Raw genomic sequence first — 421 nt, 5'->3', positions numbered from 1 at the left:
ACAAAATCAATTAGAAAGCCCAATTCCCTTTACGGAAGATTGGCTCACGTGTACCATCAGGTAATTCACCATCAATATCCATATCCGCACAACCAATCATGAAATCAACATGAGTTATACTCGAATTAAGTTCTACTTCCTCACGCTGCTCCTTCGTCATTTTCTCTCCACCTTCAATACAGTTAGGGAAACCGAATCCTAATGCTAAATGGTTTGCAGCATTTTCATCAAATAAAGTATTTAGGAAAAGTACGTTTGTGTTAGAAATAGGTGAATCATGTGGAACCAGGGCTATTTCACCAAGATAATGGGAGCCTTCATCTGTTTCTACTAGGTTCTTTAATACTTCTTCGCCCTTCTTAGCTGTGATTTCAACAATTCGACCATTTTCAAAAGTTAATTTGAACTCATCAATTAAATT

1 protein-coding gene is annotated in these 421 nt (G+C 36.8%); it reads right to left on the bottom strand.

Annotation, left to right across the window (positions count from 1 at the left end; translation table 11 throughout):
* Positions 1 to 10 precede the first annotated feature (10 nt).
* On the bottom strand, positions 11 to 421 hold a 411-nt coding region (locus tag AC3A54_RS25535; RefSeq protein WP_487656676.1), incomplete at its 5' end, for an aminopeptidase.

The organism is Neobacillus sp. Soil_C_43 (assembly GCF_057656715.1).
This window is presented reverse-complemented; position numbering and strand designations above follow the sequence as displayed.